Annotated in this window: 24 protein-coding genes; 8 read left to right on the plus strand and 16 right to left on the minus strand. The window is 70.6% G+C overall.

Translation table 11 applies throughout. The features are described 5' to 3' along the window. Nucleotides 1-254 precede the first annotated feature (254 nt). On the minus strand, nucleotides 255-1,232 hold the full coding sequence (locus tag ACWD5F_RS38870; protein WP_451260987.1) for a tetratricopeptide repeat protein: 978 nt from the start codon (nucleotides 1,230-1,232) through the stop codon (nucleotides 255-257). A 203-nt stretch (nucleotides 1,233-1,435) separates the two neighbouring features. On the opposite strand from ACWD5F_RS38870, the gene ACWD5F_RS38875 reads away from it, so the two are divergent. Beyond that, a complete protein-coding gene (locus tag ACWD5F_RS38875; RefSeq protein ID WP_451260988.1) occupies nucleotides 1,436-2,056 on the plus strand; it encodes a TetR/AcrR family transcriptional regulator in 621 nt (206 codons plus the stop codon). Nucleotides 2,057-2,179: 123 nt separating this feature from the next. Here the strand turns inward: ACWD5F_RS38875 and ACWD5F_RS38880 are convergent, their stop codons facing one another. From ACWD5F_RS38880 to ACWD5F_RS38895, 4 genes are all read right to left on the minus strand, one after another. Continuing rightward, a complete protein-coding gene (locus ACWD5F_RS38880; RefSeq protein ID WP_451260989.1) occupies nucleotides 2,180-3,880 on the minus strand; it encodes an acyl-CoA mutase large subunit family protein in 1,701 nt (566 codons plus the stop codon). Nucleotides 3,881-3,955: 75 nt separating this feature from the next. After that, nucleotides 3,956-4,294, minus strand: coding sequence for a DUF3817 domain-containing protein (locus ACWD5F_RS38885; RefSeq protein ID WP_451260990.1), 339 nt, complete (start codon nucleotides 4,292-4,294; stop codon nucleotides 3,956-3,958). A 66-nt stretch (nucleotides 4,295-4,360) separates the two neighbouring features. Continuing rightward, nucleotides 4,361-4,870, minus strand: coding sequence for a MarR family winged helix-turn-helix transcriptional regulator (locus ACWD5F_RS38890; RefSeq protein WP_401728794.1), 510 nt, complete (start codon nucleotides 4,868-4,870; stop codon nucleotides 4,361-4,363). Between the two features lie 21 nt (nucleotides 4,871-4,891). After that, nucleotides 4,892-6,154 carry an MFS transporter gene (locus tag ACWD5F_RS38895; protein ID WP_451260991.1) on the minus strand — a complete coding sequence of 421 codons (1,263 nt, stop codon included), beginning with the start codon at nucleotides 6,152-6,154 and terminating at the stop codon, nucleotides 4,892-4,894. Nucleotides 6,155-6,239: 85 nt separating this feature from the next. Here ACWD5F_RS38895 and ACWD5F_RS38900 point away from each other — a divergent pair, with 85 nt between their 5' ends. Beyond that, nucleotides 6,240-7,223 (plus strand): DUF5937 family protein, encoded by a 984-nt coding sequence (locus ACWD5F_RS38900; RefSeq protein ID WP_451260992.1) that lies wholly within the window; start codon nucleotides 6,240-6,242, stop codon nucleotides 7,221-7,223. Nucleotides 7,224-7,538: 315 nt separating this feature from the next. After that, nucleotides 7,539-8,534 carry a glycoside hydrolase family 6 protein gene (locus tag ACWD5F_RS38905; protein ID WP_451260993.1) on the plus strand — a complete coding sequence of 332 codons (996 nt, stop codon included), beginning with the start codon at nucleotides 7,539-7,541 and terminating at the stop codon, nucleotides 8,532-8,534. Between the two features lie 33 nt (nucleotides 8,535-8,567). Here the strand turns inward: ACWD5F_RS38905 and ACWD5F_RS38910 are convergent, their stop codons facing one another. The 7 genes from ACWD5F_RS38910 to ACWD5F_RS38940 all read right to left on the minus strand — a co-directional run bounded on the left by ACWD5F_RS38910 (nucleotide 8,568) and on the right by ACWD5F_RS38940 (nucleotide 15,548). Next, nucleotides 8,568-10,523: a galactose oxidase-like domain-containing protein gene (locus ACWD5F_RS38910; protein ID WP_451260994.1), complete on the minus strand. Its 1,956-nt coding sequence runs from the start codon at nucleotides 10,521-10,523 to the stop codon at nucleotides 8,568-8,570. Between the two features lie 3 nt (nucleotides 10,524-10,526). Continuing rightward, complete coding sequence (locus ACWD5F_RS38915) at nucleotides 10,527-12,311, minus strand: glycosyltransferase family 2 protein (protein ID WP_451260995.1); 1,785 nt, start codon at nucleotides 12,309-12,311, stop codon at nucleotides 10,527-10,529. Nucleotides 12,312-12,630: 319 nt separating this feature from the next. Beyond that, the gene (locus ACWD5F_RS38920) at nucleotides 12,631-13,281 is read right to left on the minus strand and encodes a TetR/AcrR family transcriptional regulator (protein WP_451260996.1); all 651 of its coding nucleotides are present in this window, start codon (nucleotides 13,279-13,281) and stop codon (nucleotides 12,631-12,633) included. Next, a complete protein-coding gene (locus ACWD5F_RS38925) occupies nucleotides 13,278-13,964 on the minus strand; it encodes a DUF4166 domain-containing protein (RefSeq protein ID WP_451260997.1) in 687 nt (228 codons plus the stop codon). The genes ACWD5F_RS38920 and ACWD5F_RS38925 overlap by 4 nt, the downstream gene beginning before the upstream one ends. Beyond that, nucleotides 13,961-14,758, minus strand: a complete 798-nt coding sequence (locus ACWD5F_RS38930) for a hypothetical protein (RefSeq protein WP_451260998.1) — start codon at nucleotides 14,756-14,758, stop codon at nucleotides 13,961-13,963. Before ACWD5F_RS38930 ends, ACWD5F_RS38925 begins: the two co-directional genes overlap by 4 nt. 155 nt (nucleotides 14,759-14,913) lie before the next feature. Continuing rightward, nucleotides 14,914-15,207, minus strand: a complete 294-nt coding sequence (locus ACWD5F_RS38935) for an MTH1187 family thiamine-binding protein (RefSeq protein ID WP_451260999.1) — start codon at nucleotides 15,205-15,207, stop codon at nucleotides 14,914-14,916. Continuing rightward, nucleotides 15,204-15,548 (minus strand): DUF3817 domain-containing protein, encoded by a 345-nt coding sequence (locus ACWD5F_RS38940; RefSeq protein ID WP_451261000.1) that lies wholly within the window; start codon nucleotides 15,546-15,548, stop codon nucleotides 15,204-15,206. Before ACWD5F_RS38940 ends, ACWD5F_RS38935 begins: the two co-directional genes overlap by 4 nt. A gap of 159 nt (nucleotides 15,549-15,707) precedes the next feature. On the opposite strand from ACWD5F_RS38940, the gene ACWD5F_RS38945 reads away from it, so the two are divergent. The 4 genes from ACWD5F_RS38945 to ACWD5F_RS38960 all read left to right on the plus strand — a co-directional run bounded on the left by ACWD5F_RS38945 (nucleotide 15,708) and on the right by ACWD5F_RS38960 (nucleotide 18,352). After that, nucleotides 15,708-16,340 (plus strand): AIM24 family protein, encoded by a 633-nt coding sequence (locus ACWD5F_RS38945; RefSeq protein WP_123999261.1) that lies wholly within the window; start codon nucleotides 15,708-15,710, stop codon nucleotides 16,338-16,340. A 1-nt stretch (nucleotide 16,341) separates the two neighbouring features. Continuing rightward, complete coding sequence (locus ACWD5F_RS38950; protein ID WP_401728807.1) at nucleotides 16,342-16,992, plus strand: AIM24 family protein; 651 nt, start codon at nucleotides 16,342-16,344, stop codon at nucleotides 16,990-16,992. Then, a complete protein-coding gene (locus tag ACWD5F_RS38955; protein WP_401728808.1) occupies nucleotides 16,989-17,783 on the plus strand; it encodes an AIM24 family protein in 795 nt (264 codons plus the stop codon). The genes ACWD5F_RS38950 and ACWD5F_RS38955 overlap by 4 nt, the downstream gene beginning before the upstream one ends. Nucleotides 17,784-17,875: 92 nt before the next feature. Next, the gene (locus ACWD5F_RS38960; RefSeq protein ID WP_451261001.1) at nucleotides 17,876-18,352 is read left to right on the plus strand and encodes a MarR family winged helix-turn-helix transcriptional regulator; all 477 of its coding nucleotides are present in this window, start codon (nucleotides 17,876-17,878) and stop codon (nucleotides 18,350-18,352) included. Between the two features lie 5 nt (nucleotides 18,353-18,357). Here the strand turns inward: ACWD5F_RS38960 and ACWD5F_RS38965 are convergent, their stop codons facing one another. Further along, entirely contained in the window at nucleotides 18,358-19,797 is a 1,440-nt protein-coding gene (locus tag ACWD5F_RS38965) for a sensor histidine kinase (protein WP_451261002.1), read from the minus strand. Further along, nucleotides 19,794-20,462 carry a response regulator transcription factor gene (locus ACWD5F_RS38970; RefSeq protein WP_401728811.1) on the minus strand — a complete coding sequence of 223 codons (669 nt, stop codon included), beginning with the start codon at nucleotides 20,460-20,462 and terminating at the stop codon, nucleotides 19,794-19,796. Before ACWD5F_RS38970 ends, ACWD5F_RS38965 begins: the two co-directional genes overlap by 4 nt. Nucleotides 20,463-20,578: 116 nt before the next feature. Here ACWD5F_RS38970 and ACWD5F_RS38975 point away from each other — a divergent pair, with 116 nt between their 5' ends. Then, nucleotides 20,579-21,220: a PepSY domain-containing protein gene (locus ACWD5F_RS38975; RefSeq protein ID WP_451261003.1), complete on the plus strand. Its 642-nt coding sequence runs from the start codon at nucleotides 20,579-20,581 to the stop codon at nucleotides 21,218-21,220. A 15-nt stretch (nucleotides 21,221-21,235) separates the two neighbouring features. On the opposite strand, the gene ACWD5F_RS38980 is transcribed toward ACWD5F_RS38975, so the two are convergent. Both ACWD5F_RS38980 and meaB read right to left on the minus strand, forming a co-directional pair. Next, a complete protein-coding gene (locus tag ACWD5F_RS38980) occupies nucleotides 21,236-22,501 on the minus strand; it encodes an MFS transporter (RefSeq protein ID WP_451261004.1) in 1,266 nt (421 codons plus the stop codon). A gap of 319 nt (nucleotides 22,502-22,820) precedes the next feature. Next, a complete protein-coding gene (gene meaB / locus ACWD5F_RS38985; protein WP_451261005.1) occupies nucleotides 22,821-23,777 on the minus strand; it encodes a methylmalonyl Co-A mutase-associated GTPase MeaB in 957 nt (318 codons plus the stop codon). Nucleotides 23,778-23,786: the final 9 nt, after the last annotated feature.

Below are 23,786 nucleotides of genomic sequence, written 5' to 3' on the forward strand. Positions count from 1 at the left end.
CGGCCGGATAACCGAACAACGACCCACAGGTCTCGACCGACGACGCTGGGTGCTCCAGGGCGCCAGGACAAACCAGTTGACAGACGGACAGAATCCGACAGACCGACGCCCATTACTTACTCGCAGTAACAGCGGCCGCGATTACCAAGTTTTGGTAAAGCGCGGCCACTCTGACGCGCTGTCGGCAAATCTTTCACTCGGGCAACACAAGGCGTCGCGTTTAGCGACTGGTCAGAACCGGCCCGCCGCCCCGCTCAGAACAGCGCGCGCGCCAACGCCCGCCGCGCCGCGCCCACCCGCGGGTCCTCGGCCCCCACGACCTCGAAGAGCTCCAACAGCCGCAGTCGTACGGTGTCCCGGTCGTCGCCGGCCGTGCGCCGCACGGTCTCGATCAGCCGCCCGAAGGCGTCCTCGACGTGCCCGCCCACCAGATCCAGATCGGCGGCGGCGATCTGCGCCCCGGCATCGGCCGGCCTCTCCGCCGCGTCCTTGCGCACCTGCTGCGGATCAAGACCCTGCACCCGCTGGAGCAACTCGGCCTGGACCAGCCCCAGTTTGGCCTCGGGGTTGCCCGGGTCGTCGCTCAGCACGTTCTTGTACGCCTGGATCGCACCGCCGAAGTCCCCCGCGTCCAGGGCCTGTACGGCCGCTTCGAGCAACGCGTCGTAGGGGCCGACCGGGATCTCGGGAGCCGACGGGGCCGCGCCCGGCTCGGCGTCCGGGTCGACGGCGAGACCGGTCAGGCCGAAGCGCTCCTCGGCGACCTGCACCAACTGGTCCAGGGTCTGCCGGATCTGGGCCTCGCCCGCGGCCCCCTGGAAGAGCGGCAGCGCCTGTCCGGCGACCACCGCGAAGACGGCCGGGATGCCCTGGATCCCGAACTGCTGCATCAGCATCTGGTTGGCGTCGACGTCGATCTTGGCGAGCACGAAGCGCCCGGCGTACTCGACGGCGAGCCGCTCCAGGACGGGGCTGAGCTGCTTGCAGGGCTCGCACCACTCGGCCCAGAAGTCGATGACGACGGGCACCTCGGTGGACCGCTGAAGGATGTCGCGCTCGAAGGAGGCCTCGTCGACGTCGATCACCAGGTCGGCGGGCGAGACGGCACCGGTGCCGGTGCCCTGCCGGGCGGCTTCGGCGCGGGCCTGCTCCGCCTTCGCCTTGGCCTCCTGGGCCGCCTTCACCGCGGCGAGGTCGACGACTCCGCTCATGGACATGTTCCGTGGCTGCATGCGTCTATCCTCCCCCGTTCCCGCGTGTACGTGAAAAGCCTTGTGAAAGCCGGTCCCGCTACGTGCCGTTCGGCGCGGGGTCCCCACTCCGCACCCGTGGTTTCGCTACGAGTCGTAGCGTAATGGCTTGGGGGGCCATCGGTACACCACACCCCGGTGATCTCCCTCACGGCCGCACATGAAACGCCGGTTATGGTCTGGGGATGCAGAGCCGCACTCCCGCCCCACGCGCCACCGGTCGCCCCCGCAGCGCCGCGGCGGACGCCGCGATCCTCGCGGCCACCCGGGAGGCGCTGGTCGAGCTGGGCTGGTCGAAGCTCTCCCTCGGAGACGTGGCCACGCGCGCGGGGGTTGCGAAGACGACCCTTTATCGCCGCTGGGCCGGCAAGAACGAACTGGTCGTCGACGCCGTGGCGGAACTCTTCGACGAACTCCACCTTCCCGACCGCGGCAACCTGGCCGCCGACATCGAGGGCGTGGTCCTCCAGTTCGCGGCGATCCTGGCCCGCCCGGAGACCAAGAGCGGCCTGATGGCGGTCGTCGCGGAGTCGATCCACGACGAGGCGCTGCGCGAGCGCATCCGGGCGTCGATCGTCGACCGCCAGAAATGCCTGGTCCTGGAGGGCCGGGCCCGAGCCCAGGCCCGAGGCGAACTCCCCCCGGAAACCGACCCGTCGGAGTCCTCCCGCACGGTCGACCTCATCTTCGACATGGTCGCCGGCGCGGTAGTCCACCGCACCCTGGTAAGCGCAGAACCAGCAGACGAGGAATGGGTCCACAACTTCACGCAGGTCCTACTGACGGGCTTGTCGGGCCAGCCGTAACAGACCAACCCGCCTAGCCTGCGGGCAGTCGTGCCGCAGGGCGGCGCCCATCCCAAAGAGAGGCGGCACCCCGTCGCGCCGGGCTGCGCAACGCCCCGCCCTTCGCCCACCGCAACCGGCGCCTCAGAACCCAGCAGGCTCCGTGTACACCCCCCACTCGTCCCGCAAGACCCCGCAGATCTCCCCCAGCGTCGCCTCCGCCCGCGCAGCGTCCAGCATCGGACCGATCATGTTCGACCCATCCCGAGCAGCCGCCAGCATCGCGTCCAACGCAGCCCGCACAGCCCCCTCGTCCCGAGCCACCCGCCGCCCACCGAGCGCACGCACCTGATCCCGCTCCACCTCATGGCTGACCCGCAGGATCTCCAAGTCACCCGTGACGGACCCCGTGTGGACGTTCACACCCACGACCCGCTTGTCCCCCTTCTCGAGGGACTTCTGGTACTGGAAGGCCGACTCGGCGATCTCGCCCGTGAACCACCCGTCCTCGATCCCGCGAAGGATCCCGGACGTGATCGGCCCGATCGGGTGCCGCCCGTCCGGATGCGCCCGCAGCCCCCGCTCCTTGATCTGCTCGAAGATCTTCTCCGCGTCCGCCTCGATCCGGTCCGTCAGTTGCTCCACGAACCACGAACCACCCAGCGGATCCGCCACGTTGGCGACCCCGGTCTCCTCCATGAGCACCTGCTGGGTCCGCAACGCGATCTCCGCCGCCTGCTCACTCGGAAGCGCGAGGGTCTCGTCCAGCGCGTTGGTGTGCAGCGAGTTGGTCCCACCGAGCACCGCCGCCAGCGCCTCGACCGCCGTACGCACCACGTTGTTGTACGGCTGCTGAGCCGTCAGCGAGACCCCCGCGGTCTGCGTGTGGAACCGCAACCACTGCGCCTTGTCGGTCTTCGCCCCGTACACGTCCCGCATCCACCGCGCCCAGATCCGCCGCGCCGCACGGAACTTGGCGATCTCCTCGAAGAAGTCGAGGTGCGCGTCGAAGAAGAAGGACAGACCGGGCGCGAACACGTCCACGTCCATCCCGCGGCTGAGCCCCAGCTCCACGTACCCGAACCCGTCCGCCAGCGTGTACGCCAGCTCCTGCGCGGCCGTCGCCCCGGCCTCACGGATGTGGTACCCGGAGACGGACAGCGGCTTGTAGGCGGGGATCCCGGTCGCGCAGTACTCCATCAGGTCGCCGATCAGCCGCAGATGGGGCTCCGGCTGGAAGAGCCACTCCTTCTGCGCGATGTACTCCTTGAAGATGTCCGTCTGGAGCGTGCCGTTGAGGACGGCCGGGTCGACGCCCTGCCGCTCGGCGGCGACGAGGTACATGCAGAAGACCGGGACGGCCGGCCCGCTGATGGTCATGGACGTCGTCACATCGCCCAGCGGGATGTCCTTGAACAGGACCTCCATGTCGGCGGCCGAGTCGATGGCGACCCCGCAGTGCCCGACCTCGCCGAGCGAGCGCGGATCGTCGGAGTCGCGCCCCATGAGCGTGGGCATGTCGAACGCCACGGACAGACCCCCGCCGCCGTTGGCGAGGATCATCTTGTACCGCTCGTTGGTCTGCTCGGCGTTCCCGAACCCGGCGAACTGCCGGATGGTCCACGTCCGCCCTCGATAGCCGGTCGGATGCAGCCCGCGCGTGAAGGGGTACTCCCCCGGCCAGCCGATCCGCTCGAACCCCTCGTACGCGTCACCCGCCCGCGGCCCGTACACAGGCTCTACCGAGTCTCCGGAGAGCGTCGTGAAATCGGCCTCACGCTTACGTGCGGCGTCGTACCGGGCCTGCCAGCGTCGGCGGCCCTCTTCGATGGCGTCAGCGTCCATGCCTTCGAATTTACTAGGACGTCCTAGTAAATGTCGATGGCTGACCGCCGTACGCATGTCGCACGGCGGTGGGTGTTACGCCTTGACGGGCGCCGGGGCGGGCTCGGTGACCTTGCCCTCCAGCTCGTGGCTGATCTTCCGCTCCACGAAGAAGGCGGCCGTCGGGATGGTCCCCGCGAGCAGGACCCACAGCTGCTTGCCGACCGGCCACTTGGCCTTGGAGCCCAGGTCGAAGGCGAAGACCAGGTAGACCACGTAGAGCCAGCCGTGCGCGATGGCGACGACGCGGGTGAAGTCCGCGGCCCCGTCGACGTCCAGGCCGTACTTGGCGATCATGCTCAGGCACAGCAGGACCAGCAGCACACCGGTGACGTAGGCCATGACGCGGTAGCGGGTCAGCACGCTCTTTTTCATGGCTACGAGCGTAACCACCCGTTTCGAGCGATCTTCCGGCGCCCCTGGGGGGCCGTCACAGAAGCCCTACGCCTCGTCGAAGTCGCTCGCCGCGATCCGCAGCGGGCGCAGCATCGCGAAGATCTCCGCGCACTCCTCGGAGTCGTAGGCACCGAGTCCGAAGTCCATCGCCATCAGGTCGCGGGTGGCCGACTCGACCACCTCGCGGCCCTTGTCGGTGATGGTGGCGAGCGTGCCGCGCCCGTCGTTGGGGTTGGGCCGCTTGTCGACCAGGCCGGAGCGCACCAGGCGGTCGACGGTGTTGGTGACGGAGGTGGGGTGGACCATCAGGCGCTCGCCGATCTTCGACATCGGCAGCTCGCCGGCCTTGGAGAAGGTGAGCAGCACCAGTGCCTCGTACCGCGCGAACGTCAGTCCGTAGGGCTTGACCACCGCGTCGACCTCGGCGAGCAGGATCTGCTGGGCACGCATGATCGAGGTGATGGCGACCATGGACGGCACGTTTCCCCAGCGCTGCTTCCAGAGTTCGTCGGCGCGGGCGATGGGGTCGAAGGGAAGGCTGAGCGGCTTCGGCACGGCAACGACCTTACCGGCCGGTCATATGGTGGTCAGCCCCGTCTCGCCTTTCGGTCGGGTGCGTACCACCTCCCTCGCCAACAGGGCGCAGCACACCGCTCCGACCAGCCCGGCACCGGCCACGGTGGCCCGTACTCCGGCGAACTCCGCGACCACTCCGGCGAGTGCCATCCCCACCCCCTGGATCGTCATCAGTCCGGCGGTGAGCAGAGTCATCGCGCGCCCCCGCAGCTCGTCGGGCACGGCCCGCACGAACCACTGGTCGAGTCCCAGCGTGTACGCCGATCCCGCGCCGGAGACCAGGAGGAGCAGGAGCGAGACCGCGAGGCCCGGGTGGAACAGGTAGCCGGCGTACGGCAGCAGCGCGCAGCACACCAGCGGGAGGGTGATCCGCTCCCGGGCGGCCGGGCGCAACCGGGCGCCCGCGTACAGCTCGCCGGCGATGGTGCCGACCGGCAGCGCGCACATCAGCAGGCCGAGACCGACGGAACCGGCCGTCAGTTCGGCGGCGTAGGGAGCGGCCAGCGCCTCCGGGGCGACCGAGAACATCGGCGGGATCCAGAAGAGGAGGAGCAGCGCGCGTATGCGCCGATGGGCGAGCACCTGCCGGGCGCCCTTGAGTCCGTCCCGCACCAGGGCGTTGCCGACGCCCGCCCGGGCCGGCCGGCGGCGGGTGCCGAAGCGGAGCAGCAGCGCGGAGGCGCAGAAGGTGCCGACGGTGATCAGCAGCGCGTGCCGCGGCGACACGACGATCAGGAGCAGTCCGCCGAGGCCGTAGCCGAGGAGCAGCGCGCTCTGCGAGACGATCCGCAGCAGGGAGCGGCCGAGGACGAACAGGTCGCCGTCGCCGAGGATGTCGGCGAGTGTCGCCATCCGGGTCCCCTGGAACACCGGCGAGACGACGGCCACGCAGCAGCGCAGCGCGAGCAGGACGCCGATGTGCGCGCCGGGCAGCACCATCGGCGCGACGCACACCGCGCACACCAGGTCGCACACCACCAGCACCCGCCGGGCCGGGAAGCGGTCGGCGACGCCCGCGAGCAGGGTCCCTCCGACGACGTACGGCAGGAAGCCGAGGGCGAAGGTGAGGGCGCTGAGCAGGGGGGAGCCGGTGAGGTCGTAGACGAGGACGGAGAGCGAGATCTCGCTGACGACGACGCCGAGCAGGGAGAGGGCGTGCGCGGCGAAGACGGCACGGAACTCGGGGACGGCGAAGACACGGGCGTATCCGGCGGGGGCCTGGGGTGCGGGCCGGGTCGTGGTGCCGGCGGACTGGTCTGGCATGAGCAGCAGCGTGCTCGGCCGGGGCGGGGCATTCTAGAGATTCGGCACCGACCGAATGTTGGCCGCCGGAAGGGAGTGGGTGGGCATGCCGTCGCGTCTGTACTTCGGGGAGGACGACTTCCTGCGCTGCCGCTTCGCGGTGTCCCCGTTGTGGGAGACGCAGGAGGTGGTGCGCATGCTCAAGCGGCCCGAGCGGCAGGGGTATCACGCGCACTGGCTGCGGCGGATGGAGAAGGTGGCGGCCGGGCTCGACCTCACGGATCTGTGGCTGCTGATGCCGCGCCGGGGGCACTGTCCGGACTGGCTGTGCCCGCCGCCGATCGGTCCCGCGGCGACGTTCGAGGAGGAGATCGCGGCGGTACGGGCCACCGACCCGGCCATCGCCCGCGCCGACACCGCCAAGTCGCTGGCCGACACCCCGGGCGCGCTCGACTCGCCGCAGGCCAGGAGGTGGCTGCGGGATCCGGTGGGCATGGTGCGGGAACTGGCGGACGCGATGGAGGAGGCCTGGCGCGCGCTGATCGCCCCGGACTGGCCCCGGCTGCGCACCCTGCTGGAGGCCGATGTCGCCTTCCACTCGCGGCGGCTGGCCGAGGTCGGGCTCGGCGGGCTGCTGCCCGAGATCAACCGGCGGTTCGGCTGGCAGGCCGGCACGCTGACCGTCGACATGAACCTGGAGCACGAGCGGCGGCTGGGCGGGCAGGGCCTGATGCTGATGCCGAGCGTCTTCATCTGGCCGGACGTCGTCTCCACCTTCGACCCGCCGTGGCAGCCGACCCTCGCCTACCCGGCCCGCGGCATCGGCGGCCTGTGGGCCGAGCCGGCCGGCCGCACCCCCGACACCCTGCTCCGCCTGCTCGGCCGCGGTCGCGCCACGGTCCTGGCCGCCCTCGACGAACCCGCCTCGACCGCCGCCCTCGCCCACCGCCTCGGCCTCGCCCCGTCGTCGGTCTCCGCACACCTGACCCTGCTGCGGGACGCCGGACTGCTGACCGCGCGGCGGTACGGCCATCAGGTGCTGTACGAGCGGACGCCGCTGGGAATCGCGCTGGTGTCGGGGGACGGCTGACGGAGGGCGTCCGCGACGGCCGACTGACGGCAACTGCTTGCGGGCAGGCGCCTGAAGGGCGGCAGCTGACGACGGGCGACTACCCGCCGGCCACCGCCGGCTGGCTGCCGGCCAGGGGACGGGGGACGCAGGGCAGGCGCAGCAGGCGGCTGACAGTCGACGACGGGCGGGCGACGGAAGAGCGGCCGCCGACGACGGGCCGCTGGCCGCTGGCCGCTGGCCGGAACGACCGACGGCGGCCATGTCGGTTCCGTACCCTTAGATACCTTTATGCGACGATTGCTGACGTTCCGTCACCTCGCCCCAGGGAGCGGCATGTCCCGGCTGATCCACACCCTCGCGGCTCTCGCGGTCCTCGGGCTCGCGGCGGGCTGTTCGTCGTCCGGCGTCGACGAGGCCTCCGTCGCCGGCGCCGCCTCCGGCAAGGCGCGCGCCAAGACGTCCACCGCCTTCTGGGTCGACCCCGAGAGTCCGGCCGCGCAGCAGATCGCGATGTGGCAGCGCCAGGGCCGCAAGCAGGACGCCGAGCTGCTCGGCCGGATCGCCGACGAGCCCGTCGCGCTGTGGCCGGCCGGCGAGCTCGACCCGGGCCCGGCCGTGCGCACGGCGACCGCGTCCGCGAGCTCGGAGGACCGGACGGCGCTCTTCGTGGCGTACGACATCCCGCACCGCGACTGCGGTCAGCACTCGGCGGGCGGGGCGGCGGACGCGGACGCCTACCGGGCCTGGATCGGGCAGTTCGCGGAGGCGCTCGGGGACAGCAAGGCGCTCGTGGTGCTCGAACCGGACGCGGTCGCGCACATCGTGGACGGCTGCACGCCGGGTGAATACCACGAGGAGCGCGAGCAGTTGCTGGGCGAGGCCATCGACCGGCTGAAGCAGCAGCCGAACACCAAGGTGTACCTGGACGCCGGCAACCCGTCCTGGATCCGCGAGCCGTGGAAGCTGGTCGACCCGCTCAAGCGCGCCGGCATCGACCGGGCCGACGGCTTCTCGCTGAACGTCTCCAACTTCCAGACCGACGACCGCACCACCAAGTACGGCCTCCAGCTCTCGCGCGACCTGGGCGGCAAGCACTTCGTCGTCGACACCAGCCGCAACGGCAACGGGCCGATGCCGGGCGCCTGGTGCAACCCGCCGGGCCGGGCGCTCGGCACCCGCCCGACGACCGACACCGGCCAGGAGGCCGTGGACGCCTACCTCTGGGTCAAGCGGCCCGGTGAGTCGGACGGCACGTGCGAGGGCGGTCCGGACGCGGGGCAGTGGTGGCCGGAGTACGCCCTGGAGCTGGCACGCAACTCCAAGGCGTAGCACCGGCGTTCACCGCCGTACCTCACTCAGGCGTCACTTCACCTGGATCCACTTGGCCTCGGACGGCGTGCCCTGCGCGTCCGTCACGAAGAGCATGTACCAGCCGGGCGGCACCAGGGCCGGGTCGTTCGGCACGTCGACCGTGACCGCGTGCGCGTCCTTGGTCAGGCCGAGCTCGATGGAGCGCTGCTCGACGTCGGTGGTGTGGGTGACCGCGCTGGGCCGCATCAGCCGGGCCTTGACGACCCGCTCCGGGTGATCGGTCCGGTAGGTGGCCCGGTGGTGCCGGTCGAGTTCCTGCGGGCCGTCCTCCAGGACCGGCCGGACGGCGGCGCCCCGGTGCACGACGGGCGGCGTGAAGATCTCCATGCGCTGCTCGAAGTGGCCCAGTTTCGTGTTCTGTTGGTCGTCGAAGAGCGGGTCCGAGCCGAAGGTGACGACCCGGCCGTCGGGCAACAGAAGCGCCTCGGAGTGGTAGTTGCGGCCCACCGCGGGGTCGGCCGCCTCGTGGAAGGCGTTGGCCTTGGGGTCGTAGAACTGCGCCTTGAGGATGTTGCTGGCGCCGCGTCCGCGGTAGTCCTCGGAGCCGTTGGTGGTGAACACCGAGTCGTCCGGCATGATCACGCTGTTCAAGTACCGCGTACCCTGCGGGAGGTTGGGGCCGTCCTCGAAGACGGGGTTGTCCTTCTTCAGGTCGACGACCGCCGTGCGGGGCGTCGAGCGCTTGGACTCACCGACCCCGCCCCCACCCATGATCATCACCTTCTGGTCCTGCGCGGGCGGCAGCAGCAGGGAGGACGAGGTCTCGGTCTCGTCGGGGTCGCGCAGCCCGGGCACCTTGGTGAAGGTGTTGGTCTTCAGGTCCCACAGTCCCGGTTCGCGCCCCTTCTCCGCGGGCCCGTAACCGGCGTTGGAGGCCGGGTAGAAGAGCTTGCCGCCCTTGGTGAGGAAGAGCGCCGGATACGTCGGGAAGTACCGCTTCGGCCCCGGAGACCACTTCTTGGTCTTCGGGTCGTAGTACTCGTTGTCGCCGGGGTCGATGACGCCGACGTCGTCGAGACCGGAGACCGCGAGGACCCGTCCGTCGTCGAGGCCGACGAGGGTCGGGTACCAACGCGCCTTCTGCATCGGGTCGACGGGGATGTACCGCTCGGCCTTCGGGTCGAACTCGTAGGCGGCGCGGATGCCTTGGAAGTCCTGCTTGTCGAGCGTGATCTGCTCGCTCAGCCCGTACGTGTTGTTCGCGTCCTTGCCGGTCAGGCCCTCGATGTCGTACTGGGCCTGCTTGTCCGTGGCGGACAGCGGACCCGTCTCGACGGCCTCGACGAAGACACGGACCTCGCTCGCGGTCACGCTGGTGCGCCAGGGCTGCATCACACCGCGGGCGTTGTACGTCACCTTGAAGGCCCGCTTGGCCTTGGGCACGGTGACGTCGAAGCGGCTGACGTACTCGACGCCGGCGGGCGATCTGAACCGGGTGCCCTTCTTGAGGAACATGGCCTTGTCGGGGTTCTCGTTCTTGACCCGCATCCCGCCGCCGGCCCGCTGCACCTCCCCGTCCAGCCGCTCGTAGCGGGCGGTACCGCCGGCCACCAGGAGTCTGCCGTCGGGGAGTTGGGCGTGCCCGGAGCAGAAGAAGTCGTCCGGAGTGGGGATCTTCTTGAAGGTGTTGGCCTTCGGATCCCACAGAACGGTGTCGAAGGACCCTTTGTCGAACTTCTTCTGCTCGTTGCCCGACCCGGCCACGATGAGCACCTTGCCGGTGTGCAGGAGCGCCGCGTGGATGGCGTTGGTGCGGTACTGCTCCGGGATGTCGATCTGACTCCAGGAGCCGTACTTCGCCTTGTACTCGGGCCGCGAGATCTCGTACTCGTGGTACTTCTCGCTCGCGAAGTCCAGTGCGGCCGGGGCGTTCAGGCCCGCCAGGAGGGCGATGCCCCCGATCCCCAGCACGGTCTTCTTGGTCTTCTGGGACGGCTGGTAGGCCATGGCCTAGTTGCCTCCTGTCGCGGAGCCGGAGACGGAGGGACCGGCGGCGCTGGTCGCGAGCGCCGGTTCGGCGCCCTCGACACTGAGCGCGGACCGGTGCGGCGACTGCCGCGCGCGCCGCTCCTTGAGCAGCGTGGAGCACCACACCACGACCGGCGCCAGCGCTATCGCCATGGCCAGGACGGCCCAGGTGCGCATGGCCGCGTGGGTGTGGTTGAGGACGACCGAGGCGGCCAGCGAGGTGCCGAGGAAGATCGCCCAGAAGAGATGGATACGGAAGGTCGCCAGCCGGTCCGCGCTGGCGTCGCCGCCCTTGGGGGTGACGACGAAGCGGGAGGGCCGCCGGATGATGGCCTCGCCGAAGGACTTGAGGTAGATCGGCGCGGACAGGGCCGACATCGCCATGCCGGCCAGTCCGCCCGAGCCCTCCGGTTCGTGCGGGGAGACGTTGTGGCGGCGGTTCCAGAGGTAGAGCCCGATCTGGAGCGCGGCCGCGTCGCTGTAGAGCATCAGCCACACGGAGGCGGAGACCTGGGTGCCGGAGGCCCCGAACCACAGGAACAGGAAGCAACTCATGATGCCCAGCAGCCAGTTGACGGCCGTCATCGGGTAGTACACGAGCATGAGCGTGTAGGAGAACAGCCGCCCGGGAGGCATCGTGAACGGCGCCTTCCAGTACTGCTTGAAGAGCGTCTCGTACGTCCCCCGCGACCAGCGCATCTGCTGCGTGAAGAAGTCGGTCCAGGAGGCCGGGCCCTCGCCGGTGGCCAGGACGTCGGGCGTGTAGACGGACCGCCAGTGCTTGCGCGAGACCGGATTCCGGTGCCGGTGGATCTCGAACCCCGTGGCCATGTCCTCGGTGATGGAGTCGAACAGCCCGCCGATCTGCTTGACGGCCGCGATCCGTACGACGTTGTTCGTACCGACGAACATGGGCGCGCGGTAGCGATTACCTGCCCGCTGGATCAGCGCGTGGAAGAGGAACTGCTGGGACTCGGCGGCCTTGGTGACGGGGTTGTGGTAGTTCCCGTACACCTGGGGCCCGACGACGAAGGCGACGTCCGGGTCGCGGAAGTACCCCATCATCCGCAGCAGGAAGTCGGGGTGCGGGACGTGGTCGGTGTCCACGGAGGCGAAGAACTCGTACTCGTCGCCGTGCATCGCGATCCACGCGTTGTAGTTCCCGTGCTTGGTACGGGCCTTGTGCACGCCCTTGGGCCGGTTCCACTCGGGCACGCCGTGCCGGGTGAAGTGCCGCACGCCGAGCTCGGCGCACAACGCCTTGGCCTGCGCGTCGTCCCCTTCATCGAGCAGCCAGACGTCCAGCGGCCCGGTGTGCGTGATCCTCACCGCCCCTTCAAGCGTGGCGCGGACCATCGAAAGAGGTTCCTTGCCCGGCACATAGGTCGTCAGGAAGGCAACGCGGGTGCCGGCTTCCGGAACCACCGGGACCGGGTCGCGGGCGACGAGGGTGGCGTGGGCGACGGAGGCGACATTGACGACCATGAACAGCTCGATGAGCCCGATGGCAATGAGCATCGCCACGTCCAACCCGACCATCCACTCCTCCCCGCCCTCGCGCTCCACCCAGTGGGTGGGCCACACGAGGTACACGAGCAGGGCCGCGGTGAGCAGCGGCGCGAGGCTCATCAGCAGGACGGCACGTATTCGGTGGGGCTCGCGCGAGAGGAGCGAGGTGTACTGCACCCGATAGGCCCCGGCGGACGGCTCCGTGAGCGGTCCGGCCAGTCGGCTGTGGGTGTCGTAGTCGTAGCCCTCCGGCCGCACAGCGCCCTCCAGTGAGTGAGGAATGATCGGCGATCTTGTCCGATATCCATACAAAAGAGGACATTTGTGGGCGTGTCGAACTGAGGACGGCCAGGTGGGCGTATGGGGTATCGGGTGGCGGTATCGAGGTGCCGACGCCACCCCGATCCCCCACCCACCCGCAGAGGGCTGCGCCTCTTGAACGCCGGTCCGCATCTCTCAGCCCCTCCGGCGTTTGAGGAGCGGGGGCCCGGGGGCTGGCCCCCGGAACCGGGGGTCGAAGGGGGCAGCGCCCCTTGGGGATGGGACGGGTAGGGGCGGCGGGGGTGAAAAACACCCGTCAGCGACGAGCCGTCCGCCGCAACCGATGCCGAACCGCCCGCTGAGCCACCGGCCCGAGCTCCTCCAACGCCGATACCAGCAGCCCGAGTTGGTCCAGCGCATCCAACGCCGAGCTCGCCCCCACCGCATCCACCCCCTCGTACAACTCCATCCCCACGAACGACGCAGCAACCGCCCGAGCCAACCCCGCCGGATCCACGAACTCCCCCACCGGCGACCCGCCCAACACCCTCACCAGGACCCGCTCGATCTCGACGATCCACAGATCGAGCCCCGCCGCCGTCGCAGGCCCGAGCGCCTCATGCGTCTGCGCCCCGGCAAGCAACTGCCCGAGGAGCGCGACATGCCCACCGTCCCGCTCCGCCTCATGCATCTCCCGCCCCACGGCGAGGAGTTCGGACAGCGAGGCCACCGCGTCGAACCGCTCCCGATACCGCCCCACCGCCTGTTCCGCCCCGTACCGACAGGCCGCCGCCAACAACTCGTCGACGGACCCGAAGTGGTAGAAGACGAGCGCCTGATTCACCCCCGCCGCCGCCGCGACGGTCCGTGCCGACGTCTTCGCGATCCCCTGCTCGGTGAGCGTCCGCAACGCCCCTTCCAGCAACTTCGCCTTGGTCTCAAGGGACTTCACCGTCTCGGGACTCACGCGCGCGACTCCTCCCGGACAGGACGCAGACCGGGCCGCACACCACAGCTCCGGATGTCCGAGTACGTCGCCCGGAAGGACCCCTCGTAACCGAAGAGCGGGCCGAAGTACCGGTTGACCACGCGCACTTGGATACGGAACCGGCCGGCCACGTCGTCGTACGACTCGCGGACCTCCGCCGTCGCCCCGACCAACTCGGGCACCCGCACATCCACCGCCCCCTCCCGGAACCGGTGTTCCCCGGACCGGATCAGCAGCGACCCGTCCGGCTCGGCACGGAAGTGCAGGTCGCTGGCGAGGTGCTGATGGGTGCCGAGGTAGTCGAGGACGCGATCGCCCTTCGGGCTCAGCACCATCTGGGCGTCGAATCGGCGGGGTCCCGCGGGAAGGTCGAAGGTGCGCACGAAGGTCACCGTCTCACGGCCGTAGGTGTCGACGTAGGGGACGTTCTCGATGACGAAGGGCACGTCACGCCCTTCCCGCGGCACCAGGATGTTGCGCGTGGCCCCGAGCGCGAGGAACGGCTTCACGAACGCCCCGCCGTGCCAGATCCGGTCCATGACACCCCGCCCGACACACGCCTCACCGCTCGCCAGACCGACCGAGAAACGGCGCCGGAGCTGAGGGTGCAGGCGGTCGAAGTCCGCGCCCATGACCGTACGGAAGATCGACGGGACCGTCATCGGGTGCCCTCCAGGTTGTCCAGGCCGTCCAGGGCGCCCAAGCCGCCCAACGTGCCGAGCAGTCGAGGCGCACGCGTGCGTGCCGGTGGCGTGCGCAGGCAGCGGCGGGCCGCCGGGGTGGTCGGCAGCGGCGGCGCGAGGAGCGCCAGGGACAGCAGCACCAGCGTCAGCAGCGGCATCGCGTAGAAGAAGAGCGGCGCGAAGGGACCGGTCAGCCGCAGCAGCCCGCCGTACCCGAAGCCCGTGCACGCGACGACGATCGCCAGGGCCCGTACGGCCAGTTCCACCAGCCAGTTCCGGCGTGCGCGCTCCGGTGCGATCCCCCGTTCCAGCCACAGCCGGAGCCGGTCGAAGGACCATGCCGTCGCCCAGCCCATCAGCGGGCGGAAGAGAACCCGGTCGGCGACCGCCCCGAAGACGCCCCAGCGGGGGCGGTAGTCGTAGCCCGTGAAGAAGCGGACCCCGTCGCCGTCCGGGACGTAGCGCCAGTACCCACTCCCCTGCGCCAGCACCGAGAGCCAACTGGGCGAGGAGAAGCGGAGTGCTGACGTGCGGGTCCCGTCGGGGCGTTCTTTCTCGCCGGCCGAGACTCCGGTGCCGGCGACGGTAAGGAAGGGCAGCACGCGCGTGGCGTAGCGGAAACGCTGGGGCTCGTCCTCCGCGCGCGGGAGGTAGGTGATCTCGGTGAAGCGGAGGTCCCAGCGCTGGTGGAGGGACGGGTCCTGCGTGCGGATCCAGAGGTCGTCGAGCGAGGCGTGAATCCGCGCCTCTATGTAGAGCCCCGTGTTCCGCATGCGCATCCCCCGTATCCGGCGTGTGAGCGGTGTTTGAGCGGTCGCTCAAATCCGTCGGACAGGAAATTACACCTCTTTGAGCGATCGCTCAATCACATCGCCGCAAGAAAGCCCCTGCCCGGCCGGGCAGGGGCTCGTCGCGTCAACTGGCCTGGCTACTCCGCCAGGTACCGCTCCACCGTCGCCACCTTGGACGTGAGTCCGTCGGTCACGCCGGGGCGGATGTCCGCCTTGAGGACCAGGGAGACGCGGGGCGCCCGCGCCTCGACGGCGGCGACCGCGCGCTTGACGACGTCCATGACCTCGTCCCACTCGCCCTCGATGGACGTGAACATCGCGTCGGTGCGGTTGGGCAGCCCCGACTCGCGGACGACGCGGACGGCGTCGGCGACGTACTCGCCCACGTCCTCGCCGACACCGAGCGGGGAGACGGAGAAGGCGACGATCATGCGTTCACGATTCCTTCCTGGCGTGCGCGGGAGGCGATGACCTCGGCCTCGGCCGCGTGCTTGAGCTTGCGCTCGGCGAAGAAGCCGCCGGTGGGCAGGACCGAGAGGACGAAGTAGAGGGCGGCGGTGCGGGGCCCCCACTTGGTGCGGTTCCAGGCGTCGGCCCAGAACACCACATACAGGACGAACAGGACGCCGTGGACCATGCCCATCACCGGCACCGCATTGAAGTCCGTGGTCCGCTTCAGGACCGAGCAGACCAGCAGGAGCAGGAAGGAGACGGCCTCGGGGGCCGAGACGAGGCGCAGGCGGCGCAGGGCGGAGGCGGTCTTGAGGTCCACGGGTCACCTTCGGTGGGAGGCAGGTCGCTCTTTGTGAACGTGAGCACAAGCGTTCGCCCATTCTGACAAACACTCCCCCTAGGGGTGCGGTCAGGGTGCCTCTCCACCTCCGGGCCCTGTTCGGCGGGCCGATCCGGCGGCTACCGTCGCTGCGTGGCGATGTTCCGACTTCAAGGCAGCAAGGTGCTCGCCGTCGACATGACCGGGGATGCCGTCAAGGCGAAGAACGGCTCGATGGTCGCGTACGACGGGCAGATGGCCTTCAAGAAACTGAGCGGCGGCGGTGAGGGCCTGCGGGGGATGGTGACCCGCAGGATCACCGGTGAGCAGATGACCGTGATGGAGGTGCGGGGGCAGGGGACGTGCTGGTTCGCGGACCGGGCCTCGGAGATCAATCTCGTGGAGCTCCGGGGGGACAAGCTGTACGTGGAGTCGAGCAATCTGCTCGCGACGGACGCGGGGCTCAGGACGGGCACGACGTTCACGGGGATGCGCGGCGCCTCACAGGGCAACGGGCTGTTCACGACGACCGTGGAGGGCTCCGGCCAGGCGGCGATCACGTCGGACGGTCCTGCGGTCGTGCTGCGGGTCAGTCAGCAGTACCCGCTGATCGTGGACCCGGGGGCGTACATCGCCCATCAGGGCAACGTCCGGCAGTCCTTCCAGTCCGGCGTGACCTTCCGCACGCTGTTCGGGGAGGGCGGCGGCGAGGCCTTCCAGATCCGGTTCGAGGGGGACGGGCTGGTGTACGTACAGCCGAGCGAGCGGAACACGATCGCGGGGGACGTGTGACATGACCTTCCGCGAGATCAACTCCAAGATGGTCGAGGCGACCGTGCTGCCCGGGCAGCGGCTGTTCAGTCAGCGCGGCGCGATGCTCGCCTACAAGGGCGAGGTGTCCTTCACGCCCAACGTGCAGGGCGGCCAGGGCGGGATCATGTCGATGATCGGGCGCCGGGTGGCCAACGAGGCGACCCCCCTGATGACGGTCGAGGGCAGCGGGACCGTGCTGTTCGGGCACGGCGGGCATCACGTCCAGGTCATCGGGCTCACCGGCGACACGCTCTACGTGGAGGCGGACCGGCTGCTCGCCTTCGAGGGCACGCTGCGCCAGGGCACGATGTTCATGGGCTCGCAGGGCGGCGTGATGGGCATGGTGCGCGGGCAGGTCACCGGCCAGGGGCTGTTCACGACCACCCTCCAGGGGCAGGGTGCCGTCGCCGTGATGGCGCACGGGGGTGTCTTCGAGATCCCGATCACCCCGCAGCGGCCGGTGCACGTCGACCCCCAGGCCTACGTCGCCCACCACGGCGACGTCCGCAACAAGCTGTCCACCGCGCTCGGTTGGCGCGACATGGTGGGGCGCGGCTCGGGCGAGGCCTTCCAGCTGGAGCTCAGCGGCAGCGGTGCGGTGTACGTCCAGGCGTCGGAGGAGAAGCTGTGACCACCTACCCGGGGGCGGGGCCCACGATCTACGACCCGATGACGCTGCCGGTCGACGACAGCGTCAACAAGTACACCTTCTGCGTGGAACTCAAAGGGAGCCAGTGGTTCCTGCAGAAGGGGAAGATGATCGCCTACTACGGCTCGATCGAGTTCAACGGCGTCGGACACGGCCGTCTGGACCGCCTTGTCCGTACGTCCTTTCATTCGCCTCTGCACGCCAGCGACTGGGTCGTGGCGGAGGGTTCGGGCAAGATGCTCCTCGCCGACCGGGCCTTCGACGTGAACTCGTACGACCTCGAAGACGGCAATCTGACCATTCGCTCGGGCAACCTTCTCGCTTTTCAGCCAACTCTCGCGCTGAAGCAATCGATCGTGCCCGGTTTTCTGACCCTCATCGGAACCGGAAAGTTCGTGGCCGCCTCGAACGGTCCGGTGGTGTTCATGGAGCCCCCGATCCGGGTGGACCCGCAGGCGCTGGTCGGCTGGGCCGACTGTCCCTCGCCCTGCCATCACTACGACCACTCCTACATGACAGGTGTAATGGGCGGTCTACGTGCACTGACGGGCATCGGAGGGGCCTCCGGGGAGGAGCACCAGTTCGAGTTCGTGGGGGCCGGCACGGTCCTGCTCCAGTCCACCGAGATCCTCATGGCCGAGCAGGCCACGGGGGCGGTTCCGCAGCAGGCCGGGGTGCCGGGACATGGCGGACCCACAGGCCCCGGACAGCAAGCCGGCGCACCGCGCCTTCCCGGACAGCTGGGAGACCTCCAACGTCGCTTCGGGCTGTGAGCGGTAGTCTGCGGAGTGTGACGTCGAACGCGTGCGCACCGTCACACCGCCCTCACTAGTTCGCATTTCAACATTTTAGGTAGACTTCATTTATGGAGACCGAGACGGCCACGCGCTGGCTGACCGATGCGGAGCAGTGCGCCTGGCGCACCCACCTGGAGGTCAACAGGCTGTTGACGTATCAGCTCGAGAAGGACCTTCAGCCGTTCGGCCTGACGATGAACGACTACGAGATCCTGGTGAACCTCTCCGAGGCGGCGGACCGGCGGCTGCGGATGAGCGACCTCGCCTCCGCCACCCTCCAGTCCAAGAGCCGCCTCTCCCACCAGATCACCCGCATGGAGAACGCGGACCTGGTCCGCCGCGAGAACTGCGAGTCGGACCGCCGCGGCCTCTACGCGGTCCTCACCGAGCAGGGCCTGGAGACGATGCGGAAGGTCGCGCCCCATCATGTGGCGTCCGTGCGCAGGCACTTCATCGACCTGCTCTCCCCCGAGGCCCTGGCGGAACTCGACAAGGGCCTGAAGCCCATCGCGGATCATCTGCGGGGGCAGCGAGGGCGGCCCTGACGGGCTCACTTCTCCGAATCGGCGACCGGCAGGCGGAGTTCGAACAGGGCTCCGCCTGTCGGCGCGTCGCGGACCGTGAGGGTGCCGCCGTGGCGTAGAGCCACGTCCCGGGCGATGGCGAGCCCGAGCCCGGCCCCGCCCTCGTCCCGGCTGCGGGCGTCGTCGAGCCGTACGAACCGCTCGAAGACCCGCTCCCGGTCTCCCGCCGGCACCCCGTCCCCGTCGTCGGCGACGGACAGCACGGCCCAACTCCCCTCCCGCCGCACGGACATGGTGACCGCCGACCGGGCATGCCGCCGGGCGTTGTCGAGCAGGTTGCCCAGCACCCGCTCCACCTGCCCGCGCGATCCGCCCACCTCGACCGACTCCGCCGCCACCCGCACGCCCGCCCGCCGGGCCGCCTCCTCCCCCGCGAGCGCCCCCAGGTCGAACCGCCCCTTGCCCGGCCGCTCCCCCGCGTCCAGCCGGGCGAGCAACAGCAGATCGGCGGCCAGGGACTGCAGTCGTACGGTGTCCTCGACCGCGCCCGGCACGTCCAGCAACTCCGGGTGGGCGGCGCCCACTTCGAGCTGGGTGCGCAGGGACGCGATCGGGCTGCGCAGTTCGTGGGAGGCGTCGGCGACGAACCGGCGCTGCCGCTCCACGGAGGTCTCCAGCGCGGCCAGCGTCTCGTTCGTCGTCCGGGCGAGGCGGGCGACCTCGTCGTGCGTGTCGGGCACCGGCACCCGGCGGGCCAGGTCCGCGGAGGCGGTGATCGCGGCCATCTCGCGCCGGATGCCCTCGACGGGCCGCAGGGCGCGCCGGGTGACCAGCCAGGTCACGCCCGCGACGACGGCGAGCAGCAGCGGGAACCCGAACAGCAGCGCGGTCAGCGCGGTGCTCACCGCGCTCTGCTCGGCGGCGAGTTGGGCGCCGGCGTGCACGGTGAGCAGCCCCGTGCCGGGGACCTCGACGCGCACGGCGGCGAAGCGGTAGTCGGCGCTGTCGCCGTCGACGGTGGCGGAGCCGCCCGTGTAGGAGACCTCGTCGTCGATCTCGCCGGGTTCGAGCGCGGAGTCGTCGTCGCGTCCGTCGCCGCCGTGGTCGTCGCCCTCGTCGTCGTCACCCGGGGTGGCGGTGGCCGTCGGCTGCGGCCGCACCGCGACCGTGCCGGTGCCGCCGATCCGCTCCAGCCCCTCCGTGGCCGCCACGAGCCGCCCGGCGGCGTCGACGACCTGGACCGGCTCCTCGTCGTCGTCCAGGGACAGTTGGGCGTACGGCGTCCCGGCGGCGAGGTCGGCCGCCACGTTCCGTGCGGTGCGCTCGGCCTGGGTGTCGGCCTGGTCGGTGAGGTTGGAGCGCAGGGACAGCAGCACGGCGACGCCGGCCGCGACCAGGGCCACGGCGACGACGAGGGTGGCGCCCAGGGTGGCCCGGGCCCGCACGGAGCCGAAGAGGCGTCTCATCGCGGGTTCTCCAGGCGGTAACCGGCGCCGCGCACCGTGGAGATGAGCCCGGGGCGCAGCTTGCGGCGCAGGGCGCTGACGTACACCTCGACGATGTTGGGATCGCCCTCGTACGCGAAGTCCCAGACGTGCTCCAGGATCTCGGCCTTGGACACCACCGCGCCGGCCCGCACGACGAGCTGCTCCAGGACGGCGAACTCCTTTGTCGTCAGCGTCACTTCGTCGTCGGCGAGGTGGACGCGCCGGGCGGAGGTGTCGACCTTCAACTCACCGAGAACGTGGACGGGCGAGGCCCCGGGCCCCTGACTCCGGCGCCGCAGCAGGGCCTTCACGCGGGCGACGAGGACGACGTACGAGAACGGCTTGGTGAGGTAGTCGTCGGCGCCGGTGTCCAGCCCCTCGGCCTCGTCGTACTCGCCGTCCTTGGCGGTCAGCATCAGGATCGGCACGTCGTGGCCCGCGGCGCGCAGGGCGGCGCAGACGCGGTAGCCGTTGAGGCCGGGCAGCATGATGTCGAGGATCACGAGGTCGTACGCGCCCTCACCGGCCCGGTGCAGTCCCTCGCGGCCGTCGTGCACGACGTCCACGGCGTATCCCTCGGCGGTCAGTCCCTTGGCGAGCGACAGGGCCAGCCGCTTCTCGTCCTCGACGATCAACAGGCGCATGTCGTACAGGGTCGCAAAACGAACCTGAAGATCCCTTCAGGCGGCTTCAGCATCTCCTCAGCATCGGTTCGCGAAGGTGAGGGTGTCGAAAGCGACGCGACTCAGGAGGAAACACCATGAAGCGCAACATCGTGATCGCCGCCGTGACGGCCGCCGCGCTGCTCGGAGGCGGCACGGCCACGGCCCTCGCGGTGACGGGGGACGACGGGGGCCGGGAGACGGCGGCGCGAGAGAGCGGGGATGACGGGGTCGGCACGGACGACAGGGCCGACGACAGCGACCGGGACGACGACGGTGGCGATGCCGCGACCCTGGTCGTGCGGTCCGGCGACGTGACGGCCGCCGACGCGATCGCCGCGGCGCTGCGGGACACCCGGGGCACGGCCGTCTCCGCCGAACTGGACGACGACGACCGTCGCGGCGGGGCGACCGTGTGGGACGTGGACGTCCTCGCCGGGAACGGGACCTGGCACAGCGTGCGGATCGACGCCGGCAGCGGCGCGGTCCTCGGCTCGCACACCGAGGACGAGGACGACGCCGCCCAGGTGCGGGCCGCGCTGAAGGGCACGTCCGTGACGGCGGCCGAGGCCGCGCGAGCCGCGTCCGCCAAGGGCACGGTGACGTCAGTGGACCTGGACGACGACACCCGGTCCCAGGGCTGGGAGGTCGAGACCCGCACCTCCACCGCCAAGGCCGACCAGGACTGGCTGGTCGACGCCCGCACGGGCGCCGTCACGGCGGACCGGTCGGACGACTGACGCGGTCGGGGCCTCTCAACGCCGATTCACGGCTGATTGGCGGCGGGTCCGCCCGGGTGCGGGCGGGCTCGACGTCGGTCGGAGGAGGGTGAGGACCGTCGGGGCCAGTACCGCGGCCCCCGCCACCACGAAGCACGCCCCGAGCGGTAGGCGGCCCACCAGCAGCCCCGCCGCCATCGCCCCGCCCGAACTCCCGGCGTTCACGCCCGTGTTGATCCAGGCTCCGGCCCGTGTCCGCGCCCCGGGTGCCGCCGTCTCGTCGGCCAGCAGGTACGCGGTCGTCAGCGCAGGCGCGACGAAGACGCCGGCACAGGCCACGGCCGCCGCGAGCGTCCACAGGCCGGGGGCGAGGCCGGCCGCGGCGAGGGTCAGGCCCAACCCCGCCGCCAGCCTGGGCAGTCGTACGCGAGCGGGCGTACGCCAGTCGACCGCGCCGTTGAGCAGGCCGCCCACCGCGCTGCCCGCCGAGAGCGCGGCGAGCACCCACGCGGCGGAGCCGGCGCCCAGGTGACGCTGTTCGGCGAAGGCGACGACGAGGAGTTCGACGACGCTGAGCGAGAGGCCGACGCCGGTCGCGACGACGACGGGTTGCAGGAGTGCGCGCCCGGACAGCGGCGAACTCTCCTTGGCCGACGGCGACTTCGCCCGGGACCCGGCGTCCGCGGGCCGCGCCCCGCCCACCGCCGGTGACGTCACGAAGGCCAGCGTGCCGACCGCCATCAGCACCGCGCTCAGCAGCACACCGGCGGCCGGCGAGGCGAACCCCACCACCACGCCGACCACCAACGGACCGGTGACGAACAGGAGTTCCTCCGCGACCCCGTCCAGGCCGTACGCGCGCTGCAACATCCCGCGCTCGACGACGAGTTCGGCCCACACGGCACGCATCGTGGGCCCCAGCGGAGGCGCACACGCACCGGTGACGGCCGCGATCACGCCGAGCGCCGGCGCGGGCGTGCCGGGGCGCCAGGTGGCCGCCGCGAGCACACAGAGCAGCCCCGCGTACAGCAGCGCCATGGGCGTCAGCGCACGGCGCGGCCCGTACCGGTCGACCAGGGCCGCCCGATACGGCATCAGGAAGACGCCGGTGGCGCCGAACAGGGCCATGACCGTGCCGGCCACGGCGTACGACCCGGTCGCCCGGGTCACGGAGAGCATCACGGCGACGGAGACGACCCCGTAGCACAACCGCCCCACGAGGGCGGCGAGAAAGGTACGGCGGGCATACGGGACCCGGAGAACAGCGGCATACGAAGGCCGCGGAGACGACGACGCGGACATGCGAAAGGTTCCTCAACTGGAGGCGAAGAAGGGGACACCGAGGGACCGCGACGGCGACATCGTTACGCGCCGATCGCGGGCCGGGGCGGGCCCTATGCCAAGAGGAGGAACACGAGGGGCAAGCTAGCAGCGGGGGTCGGGGTCCGACCAGCGATTTCTTACCAGGCATCGTCAACGCCGGCGCAGATCACCCACTCCAGGGGCGCGGGACTGTATCGATTTGCGGCTCCGCCGCGTGGGCGCGACCAGCCACGAACAGCCCGCACTCGCCACACAACCGCACCCGGCAGACGAATAGGCGCCCCGCCCCACACCCACGTCACCCTTGCGTAAGCCCAGCAATCAACTCGTCCGCCGCCCGATACGGATCCAACTCCCCGGCAACGATCCGTTCCGCGAGAGCGCTAAGGCGACGATCTCCGTGCAGATCCTCGATGCGTTCACGCAAGGCCGTGACCGCGATGGTCTCCACCTCACGAGCCGCGCGCCCGCGCCGGCGCTCCGTGAGAACCCCCCGCTCCTCCATCCACGCCCGGTGCTTCTCCAGCGCCTCGACCACCTCGTCGATGCCCTCGGACCGCGCGGCGACCGTCTTGACGATCGGCGGACGCCAGTCGCCGGGACCGCGGGACTCCCCGAGGCCCAGCATGTGGTTGAGCTCGCGGGCGGTCGCGTCCGCGCCGTCGCGGTCGGCCTTGTTGACGACGTAGACGTCGCCGATCTCCAGGATTCCGGCCTTCGCGGCCTGGATGCCGTCGCCCATGCCCGGGGCGAGCAGGACCACGCTCGTGTCCGCCTGGGAGGCGATCTCCACCTCCGACTGCCCTACGCCGACCGTCTCCACCAGGACCACGTCGCAGCCCGCCGCGTCCAGGACGCGGATCGCCTGCGGGGCCGCCCACGCGAGCCCGCCGAGGTGGCCGCGCGTGGCCATGGAGCGGATGTAGACGCCGGGGTCGGAGGCGTGGTCCGACATGCGGACGCGGTCGCCGAGGAGGGCGCCGCCGGAGAAGGGCGAGGACGGGTCGACGGCCAGGACGCCGACCCGCTTGCCCTGCTTGCGGTACGCGGTCACCAGGGCCGCGGTGGACGTGGACTTGCCGACGCCCGGCGATCCCGTGAGACCGACCACGTACGCGTTTCCCGTCAGCGGTGCCAGGGCCGCCATGACCTCCCTGAGCTGCGGGGACGCCCCCTCCACGAGGGAGATCAGCCGGGCCACGGCCCGCGGCCGGCCTTCCCTGGCCTGGGCCACCAGAGAGGAGACGTCCTGCATCACAGCTCC

It is taken from the genome of Streptomyces sp. NPDC002499, assembly GCF_053595415.1.